Annotated in this window: 8 protein-coding genes; 5 read left to right on the top strand and 3 right to left on the bottom strand. The window is 72.9% G+C overall.

The genetic code is table 11. From position 1 onward, the window contains the following. The first annotated feature begins 1 nt into the window (after nt 1). Genes CCL05_RS40225 through CCL05_RS40215 form a run of 3 tightly spaced genes read left to right on the top strand, consistent with a single transcriptional unit; the run spans nt 2 to nt 2520 of the window. Entirely contained in the window at nt 2-823 is an 822-nt protein-coding gene (locus tag CCL05_RS40225; protein WP_244204565.1) for a GNAT family N-acetyltransferase, read from the top strand. A gap of 47 nt (nt 824-870) precedes the next feature. Beyond that, nucleotides 871-1509 (top strand): HEAT repeat domain-containing protein, encoded by a 639-nt coding sequence (locus tag CCL05_RS40220; RefSeq protein WP_086565544.1) that lies wholly within the window; start codon nt 871-873, stop codon nt 1507-1509. A gap of 6 nt (nt 1510-1515) precedes the next feature. Further along, complete coding sequence (locus CCL05_RS40215; RefSeq protein WP_086565543.1) at nt 1516-2520, top strand: MerR family transcriptional regulator; 1005 nt, start codon at nt 1516-1518, stop codon at nt 2518-2520. Between the two features lie 12 nt (nt 2521-2532). Here the strand turns inward: CCL05_RS40215 and CCL05_RS40210 are convergent, their stop codons facing one another. Next, nucleotides 2533-3198 carry a pyridoxine/pyridoxamine 5'-phosphate oxidase gene (locus tag CCL05_RS40210; RefSeq protein ID WP_086565542.1) on the bottom strand — a complete coding sequence of 222 codons (666 nt, stop codon included), beginning with the start codon at nt 3196-3198 and terminating at the stop codon, nt 2533-2535. A 27-nt stretch (nt 3199-3225) separates the two neighbouring features. Continuing rightward, nucleotides 3226-3651 carry a pyridoxamine 5'-phosphate oxidase family protein gene (locus CCL05_RS40205; protein WP_086565541.1) on the bottom strand — a complete coding sequence of 142 codons (426 nt, stop codon included), beginning with the start codon at nt 3649-3651 and terminating at the stop codon, nt 3226-3228. Nucleotides 3652-3909: 258 nt separating this feature from the next. Here CCL05_RS40205 and CCL05_RS40200 point away from each other — a divergent pair, with 258 nt between their 5' ends. Next, nucleotides 3910-5124, top strand: coding sequence for a flavin-containing monooxygenase (locus CCL05_RS40200; protein WP_086565540.1), 1215 nt, complete (start codon nt 3910-3912; stop codon nt 5122-5124). On the opposite strand, the gene CCL05_RS40195 is transcribed toward CCL05_RS40200, so the two are convergent. Beyond that, nucleotides 5121-5960, bottom strand: a complete 840-nt coding sequence (locus tag CCL05_RS40195; protein WP_158102530.1) for an endonuclease/exonuclease/phosphatase family protein — start codon at nt 5958-5960, stop codon at nt 5121-5123. The two genes, CCL05_RS40200 and CCL05_RS40195, sit on opposite strands and share 4 nt — an antisense overlap. Nucleotides 5961-6100: 140 nt before the next feature. On the opposite strand from CCL05_RS40195, the gene CCL05_RS40190 reads away from it, so the two are divergent. Beyond that, on the top strand, nt 6101-7617 hold a 1517-nt coding region (locus tag CCL05_RS40190), incomplete at its 3' end, for an acetate--CoA ligase family protein (protein WP_086565538.1).

Below are 7617 nucleotides of genomic sequence, written 5' to 3'. Positions count from 1 at the left end.
GGTGGCCCGGGAGGCAGCGCCGCGGGTGCAGGTCGACACTCTACTCTCGGAGCACAGCCCGGCGAAGATGCTGATCGAACTCTCCGAATCCGCACATATGGTGGTTCTCGGCTCCCGGCGCGGTGGCGCGGTCTCCCATCTGGGCTCGACAATTCTGGCGGTCGCCGCGCACGGCAGCGGCACGATCGTCGCGGTCCGCGAGGACGGGGACGAGATCACCGGCGGACCGGTGGTCGTCGGTGTCGATGGCAGCCCGGTCAGTGACACCGCGGTCGCCGCCGCCTTCGCCGAGGCCTGGCAGCGGCACACGGGCGCCACGGTCGCGCTCGGGCAGCGTCAGCGGCTCTACCGGCTCGGCACCCTGACCGTGCCCCGTCCCATACCGCCCGGCCGGCCGCGCATCGCCGGCGAGGCGGACCGGGAGCTCCTCATCCGCTGGCACGACGAGTTCGTCGCGGCCGTCGGCTCGGGCGTCTTCCAGGACGCCGCCGAGTGGGCGGACGCCCGTATCGAGCAGGGCGGCGTCACGTTCTGGGAGACCCCCGGCGGCACCCCCGCCGCCATGGCCGGCACGACCCCCGAGGTCGCCGGCCAGGTCCGCGTCTCCGCGGTCTACACCCCGTCCCACCTGCGCGGCCGAGGCTACGCGGGCGCCGCCACGGCCGAGGTCAGCCGCGCCGCCCTGGCCGCCGGAGTGCAGGAGGTGCTCCTCTTCACGGACCTGGCGAACCCGACCAGCAACGGCCTGTACCAGCGCATCGGGTACCGGCCGGTGGCGGACTTCGCGGTGTACGACTTCGCGGGGCCCTCCGCATCCGCTTGACCCTGACACGGTGACAAGGCCTTCACTGTGGCCAGGAGGTGGTCCCGATGAGAGGTCTCCAAGGCCTGGAGGACAGCAGCCCGTCCGTGCGGCTGCGGGCGGCGCTGGCGGTCGGCACGTCCCCTGACCCGCGGTTCATCGGCAAACTCGTCGAACGGTGCGCGGTCGAGCCGGAGTTCTCCGTCCGCGAGATGCTCACGTGGGCGCTCACCCGCCACCCGGCGTCGATGACGGTCCCCGAGCTTGTCGGGGAACTCCGCTCGGAGCGTGCGCAGGCACGGAGCCAGGCGTTGCACACGCTGTCGAAGATCGGGGATCGGCAGGCGTGGCCCGCGATCACACGGGCGCTGCTGACCGATGCCGACGACGAGGTGGCCCGGAGCGCCTGGCGGGCGGCGGTCGTGCTCGTGCCCGAGGGTGAAGAGGCGTACCTGGCCGGGGTGCTGGTGACACAGCTCGGGCGCGGCGAGCGTGAGACGCGGTTGAGTCTCAGCCGGGCGCTGATCGCGCTCGGTGAGGTGATCACACCGGCCCTGCGCGACGCGACGGCGGACCCCGACCCCGGCGTGCGCGCGCACGCGCTCGCCACGGAACGGCTGTTGCGCGACCCGGATGCCGGATTCGAGTTCGCGGTCGAGGAGGCGAAGCGCGTCGTGGCTCTCGGCACGACCGGCCAAGAGGGATGACAGGCCGTGCTGATCGGTGAGGTGGCCCGGCGGTCGGGGGTCAGCGCCCGCATGCTCAGGCACTACGAATCGCTCGGCCTGGTGCGGCCGACGGGTCGTACCGTGGCCGGTTATCGCGAGTACTCCGGCGAGGACGTCCGGCGGATCTTCCACATCGAGAGCCTGCGGTCGTTGGGGCTGTCACTGCGTGAGGTCAAACGCGCGCTCGACGAGCCCGGGTTCCGGCCCGCCGAGCTGGTCGACGGCCTCGTCCGCCAGACGCGAGAGCGCATCGCGGCTGAGACGGAACTGCTCACGCGGCTGCACAGGATCGGCGCCGCGGAACCGGCCGGCTGGGAGGACGTCCTCCAGGTCGTCGCGCTGCTGCGGGGGTTGGGGTCGAAGAGCGCGGGGGCCCGCCAACGTGCGGCCCTGTCCTCGGGCGACGAGGTCCCGGTGCCGGTGGAAGCCCTGGTCGAGGCGGTGCTGAGCGAGACGGACCCGAACGTCGCCGGAGCCCTGCGGTGGGCTGTGGCGCGTTCGGGCCACGGCGCACTGGCGCCGCTGGCGGAGGGCCTGGGCTCACCGGTGGCCGAGGTGCGCAGGCGTGCCGTCGAGTCGATCGCCGAGATTCCGGACGGTGAGGCGATCGCAGTGCTCCGGGACGCGCTCGCGCACCCCGACCTCGCGGTCCGCAGGTATGCGGCTGTGGCGCTCGGGGCACGCGGAGTGGCCGACGCGGTCCCGACGCTCATCGGCATGGTCGTCGAGGCGGTGAACGACGTCGACGCGGCCGATGCCCTGAGCGAGCTGGCGGAAAGTCCCGCGTCGGCGGAGCAGATCGCTGCCGGGCTCGTCGACCGCCTCGCCGACAACGCCGTCGGATCGTCCGCACGTCGGCGGCTGACGCAGGCGCTCGCGGACATCCCGGGAAGCACTGCGGCACGTGCCCTCGCCGAGCTGTCCCAGGACGAAGACCGTGCCGTGGCGCTCACCGCGGCCTACGTCCTCGGGCTGCGCGAGGCGCGATAGGCCCGGGCCCGTTCACGGCCACAGCAGTTCCCGCGTCCACTCCTGACCCGTGTTCCGATAGCGGAGCCGTACGTGCCGCCGTGCCTCGTCTCCCTGGAAGAACTCCACCTCGTCCGGCCGCAGCCGGTACAGGGTCCAGGACGCCACGGGAGTCTCCGGCTCGCTCCGGGCCCGTTCCCACGCTGCCTCCGAGGCCCGTGCCATCTCCTCCACCGAGCCCAGGATCTCGCTCTGGCGGCCGGTCAGCGCAGCGGCCAGCGCGCCCGTCGAGCGGGCGTGGAGATCGCCCTGGGCCTCCTCGGACGGAGCCGACGACACCGGGCCGCGCACCCGGACCTGCCGGCCCAGGACGGGCCAGTAGAAGCAGAGCGCGGCGTACGGGCGGGCGCCGAGGTGGCGGCCCTTGCGGCTGCCGGCGTGGGACGCGAAGGACCAGCCGGTCTCGTCGGCGCCGTGCAGCATGACGATCCGTACGTCGGGCAGGCCGGACTCGTCGGAGGTCGCCAGCGACACGGTGTGCGGCTCGGTCTGCCCGGCCGCCACCGCCGCCGCGAACCACTCGGTGAAGAGCGGCAGCGGGGCGGCGGGGGCGGTCGCCGGGTCGAAGTGGGGCAGTTGGGTGACCTGCGGGTCCCAGACCCGAAGCGACCTCAGCAGCTCGTGAAGATCCGTTGCCATGCCCCGATTGTCACCCGGGAGGCCTCCTCACACCTGCCCGAGGTCCGACGACACCCACCGCTGCGGCCTCATCCGCAGCACCACCAGGTCTCCGTGGTTCTTCAGGGAGAACTCGACGTAGTCGTCGACCTTGTCGGCCGGCAGGTAGCGTGCCGAGAGCTCGCGGATCTGGTCGCGGGTGGCCGGGGCAGTGTCGACGACGGGGCCCTCGACCGACACGTAGCGGATCGTCGGCTCCGGCTGGTCCACCATGAGCGAGAACCGGCCCGCCGCGCTGATCAGCTGGTTCTTGCGGGAGTCGAGGCCGGTCATGATCCAGATGTCGCCGCCGGGCTCGTACTGGTACCAGATGGGCACGGTCAGCGGCGCGCGGCCCGGCCCCGCGTCGACCGCGAGTGCGGCGATGTGCGGCTCGGCCAGGAACTGTTCGCGCTCTTCACGGGTCAGGGCCATTCCGGTCTCCTTTGTGGGGGTCGTTCCGGTCTCCACCTCGGTGTCATCTCAACGCCAGTTCCACAGAGGGGTGTTCCCGTGGCGCCCCGTCTCCTGTGGTCTCTGCTCCCGGCACGTCAGCAATGATCACTGGCTCACCACAACCGGGCGCTCCACCGCACCGTCCCCACCCCGTCCCCCTACAGCCGTGATCAATCCGAAACCAATTCCGGTCTTGACCGAGACCCATCAAGCGGGCCCGTGGCTACGCTCCCGCTCATGGCCGACTCCACACCCCCCACACACTCCCCCGCGCCCTCCGCACCCGACCGCCCCGTCTACGTCATCGGCGGCGGCCCGGGCGGACTCTCCGCCGCGTACGCGCTGCGGGCCCGGGGCATACGGGCCGTCGTCCTGGAGAAGTCCGACCGCGTCGGGGCGTCCTGGCGCGGCCACTACGACCGGCTGCACCTGCACACCACCCGCCGGCTGTCGTCCCTGCCCGGGCTGCCGATGCCGCGCCGGTTCGGGCGGTGGGTGTCCCGGGACAACGTGGTGCGGTACCTGGAGAAGTACGCCGAGCACCACCGGCTCGAAGTCGTCACCGGCGTCGAGGTGTCCCGCATCGAGCGCGCGCCCGACGGCACGGGCTGGCTGCTGCACGCCACCGGCGGCCGGGAACTGACCGGCGCGGCGGTCGTCGTCGCCACCGGCTGCAACCACACGCCCCGCGTGCCCGACTGGCCCGGCCGCGACACCTACACCGGCGAGTTCCTGCACGCCTCCGCCTACCGCAACGCCGAGCCCTTCGCCGGCCGCGAGGTCCTCGTCGTGGGCGCCGGCAACACGGGCGCCGAGATCGCCGTGGACCTGGCGGACGGCGGCGCCCGGGTACGGCTGTCCATCCGCACCGTCCCGCACATCCTGCGCCGCTCGACCGCGGGCTGGGCCGCGCAGTACTCGGGCGTCATGGTGCGGCACCTGCCGGTGGGCCTGGTCGACCGGATGGCCCGGCAGATGGCCAAACTGAGCGTGCCCGACCTGTCCGCCCACGGCCTGCCGCGCCCCGACACCGGCCTCTACACCCGGGTCACCGAGGGCGCCCTGCCCGTCCAGGACGTCGGTCTGATCGACGCCGTACGCAAGGGCAGGGTGGAGGTCGTGGCGGCCGTGGAGGGCTTCGAGGACGGCAAGGCGGTCCTCGCCGACGGCACCCGCCTCTCCCCGGACGCCGTCGTCGCCGCCACCGGCTACACCCGGGCCCTGGAGGGCCTCGTCGGCCACCTCGGCGTACTCGACGCCCGCGGGAAGCCCGTCACCCAGGGCGCCCGCAGCCCGCGGACCGCCCCCGGCCTGTACTTCACCGGCTTCACCAACCCGATCAGCGGCATGTTCCGCGAGATGGCGATCGACGCGGTGAAGATCGCGAAGGCCATCGAACGGGACGGTTCGGAGAGCGTGTCGCGACTCCCGGGCCAGGGACACACTGCCTAGGCCCACCGGCCCGGAGGATGGCCGGGCAGCGTCAGGTCGGCGACCAGGCCGTAGTGGTCGCTCGCGTACACGCCGTCCACCGGCCGCACCAGCACGCGCCGGCATGAGGAGACCCGCAGGGTGGGGCCGTGCGGGCCGCACCGGAGCAGGATGTAGTCGATGCGGCGGTCCGAGGCCTCGGGCATGTCCCCCTGGCGCACAAGCGGGTTGGCAGGGCTGAAGGTGGGGCCCGGTTCCCCCGGGTGCACGGCCGACCAGGCGTCCTGGAAGCAGATGCTCATGCCGTCGAGCGACTGGAGCCCCTGGAGGAACCGCAGGCTGGCGGCCTCGGGGGTCGCGTCGAAGTCGCCGAGCAGGACGGTGTGACGCACGGGGCGCCCGGCCGTGACGCGCTCCACGAGCCGGGCGGTGACGAGCGCCTGCAACTCCCGTTCGCGCTCGTAGTCGTAGGGCCAGCTCGGCTTGTGATGCACGACGAGGATCGTGCCGAAGGGTTCGGGAAGCCGTAGCTCGGTGGCGACGACTCCGCACCAGCTGGTGCGCGCCGTGCGCCCGGTCACCTGGAGCGGGTCCGTCACGGTGTGCCCGAAGGGGTGGCGGGCGGCCAGGACGGCCCCCACACCGTCGGGAGACCGGCGAGGGTGCTCAGCGACGTGCCAGCCGGCGTCGACGAGGGCCGCCACGTCCTCGGAGGTGACTTCCTGGAGCGCGAGGACGTCCGGGTCCTGGCGCTCGATCTCGCGGGCCAGGACCGCCCGTCGGCCCGGGCCGTCGGCGTACTGCGGTGCCAGCACGTTCATGGTCATCAGCCGGATACCGGAGGTGGCCTCACTCATGGGTTCAGCGTGGCACACGGCGTACGGACGTTCATCCGCCCGGAAACTTCGCCCGCTCACAACCATTCCTGACATCACGTCAGTTCGGATAATCTGACAGGGCGTCAGTTAACGGCTGTCTCACAGGAGCGGGCGGAACGATGCTTGGATCGACCCACGGCACCCTCACCACCGACTCCCGCCGGACCCGGGCCATCGCCTGTGGCGAACGGTCCGGGCCCGTCGTGCACGGCAGGCCGGCCGGGACGGGAGACCTCGATGTCAGCGGGCGTCCGCTGCACGCGGACGTCCCCGACCTGGACCGGTTCTTCCACCCGCAGTCCATCGCCGTGATCGGCGCGTCCGATGCCGAGGGGCGCCCCGGCACCGGAGTCACGCGGCAACTGGCGGACTGGGCCGGGCGGGTCGGGGCCCGGCTGTATCCGGTGCACCCGAGCCGGCCGTCCGTCTTCGGCATGCCCTGCTGCCCGTCCGTCGCCGGCCTGCCCGAGCAGGTCGACCTGGCCGTGGTGCTGGTCGGCGACCCCCTCCCGGTGGTCGAGGAACTGGCCGAGGCCAAGGCGCGGTTCGCGGTCGTCTTCGCCTCCGGGTTCGCGGAGACCGGGCCGGAGGGCGAGGCCGCCCAGCGGCGACTGGCCGCCGCCGTCGAGCGGTCCGGGATGCGGCTGCTGGGGCCGAACACCAACCTCAACGCCTTCGAGCAGTTCCGTGACGACCTTCAGGGGCCGGCGATCGCGCTGATCACCCAGTCCGGCCACCAGGGCCGCCCCGTCTTCGCCCTCCAGGAACTCGGCATCCGTCTCTCCCACTGGGCGCCCACCGGCAACGAGGCCGATCTGGAGGCCGCCGACTTCCTCTCCTACTTCGCCGAGCAGCCCGGGACGGGCGCCATCGCCTGCTACCTGGAAGGACTGAAGGACGGCCGCTCCTTCCTGCTCGCCGCCGACCGGGCCGCCCGGCGCGGTGTGCCGGTCGTCGCGGTCAAGGTGGGCCGCACCGAGACCGGCGCCCGTACGGCCGCCTCCCACACCGGCAAGCTGACCGGCGCCGACGCCGTGGTGGACGCGGCGCTGCGGCAGTACGGCGTGATCCGGGTCGACGGGCTCGACGAACTCCAGGACACCGCCGCCCTGCTGGCCCGGGCCCGTCCGCCGCGCGCCGACGGGGTCGTCGTCTACTCGATCTCCGGCGGCACGGGCGCGCACGTCGCCGACCTGGCGACGGAGGCGGGCCTGCGGCTGCCGGTCCTGTCCGAGGCGAAACAGGCCGAGCTGCACCAGTGGATACCCGAGTACCTGAACGTCGCCAACCCCGTCGACAACGGCGGTCACCCGGTCGGTGACGAGCGCGGCCGGAAGATCATCGACGCGATCCTCGACGACCCCGAGGTCGGCGTGCTCGTCTGCCCGATCACCGGGCCGTTCCCCCCGCTCAGCGACCGGCTCGTGCGGGACCTGGTGGACGCGGCGGAGCAGACGGACAAGCTGGTGTGCGTGGTGTGGGGATCGCCGGTCGGCACCGAGCCGGCCTACCGCGAGGTCCTGCTCGGCTCCTCCCGCGTGGCCACCTTCCGCACGGTCGGCAACTGCCTCACCGCCGTCCGCGCCCACCTCGCCCACCACCGCTTCACGACCGGCTACCGCTCCCCCTTCGACGA

The sequence above is a fragment of the Streptomyces africanus genome, from assembly GCF_002150735.1.
GTDB classification, from domain to species: domain Bacteria; phylum Actinomycetota; class Actinomycetes; order Streptomycetales; family Streptomycetaceae; genus Streptomyces; species Streptomyces africanus.
Note: the sequence above shows the minus strand (reverse complement) of the source record. Positions and strands in the feature narration are given on the sequence as shown.